Raw genomic sequence first — 367 nt, 5'->3', positions numbered from 1 at the left:
GCCTTGCAAGCAGGAGGTCAGCGGTTCGATCCCGCTTGGCTCCACCAATATTCCCTGATAGCTCAGTTGGTAGAGCACTCGACTGTTAATCGAGTTGTCACAGGTTCGAGTCCTGTTCGGGGAGCCACTTTTGGAGAAGTGTCCGAGCTGGCCGAAGGAGCACGATTGGAAATCGTGTAGGCGTCACAAGCGTCTCGAGGGTTCGAATCCCTCTTTCTCCGTTGCGAACTTTTTAGGATGTTTAATACAGTAAGGCCCGTTGGTCAAGGGGTTAAGACACCTCCCTTTCACGGAGGTAACAGGGGTTCGAATCCCCTACGGGTCACTTTATATGGAGATTTAGCTCAGCTGGGAGAGCATCTGCCTT

At 52.3% G+C, this 367-nt stretch carries 3 tRNA genes; all 3 read left to right on the top strand.

The window, feature by feature from the left end:
* The first annotated feature begins 51 nt into the window (after positions 1-51).
* The 3 genes from PV403_RS25050 (at position 52) to PV403_RS25040 (ending at position 325) form a co-directional block, all read left to right on the top strand.
* Positions 52-127: transfer RNA gene (locus tag PV403_RS25050), tRNA-Asn, on the top strand.
* A 5-nt stretch (positions 128-132) separates the two neighbouring features.
* A tRNA-Ser gene (locus PV403_RS25045) sits at positions 133-221 on the top strand.
* A 32-nt stretch (positions 222-253) separates the two neighbouring features.
* Positions 254-325 (top strand) — tRNA-Glu (locus PV403_RS25040).
* Positions 326-367 lie beyond the last annotated feature (42 nt).

Source organism: Paenibacillus sp. GYB006 (assembly GCF_036577645.1).
Classification (GTDB): Bacteria; Bacillota; Bacilli; order Paenibacillales; family Paenibacillaceae; genus Paenibacillus.
The sequence above is the reverse complement of the archived record's forward strand: the minus strand, read 5'-3'. Positions and strand labels throughout refer to the sequence as shown.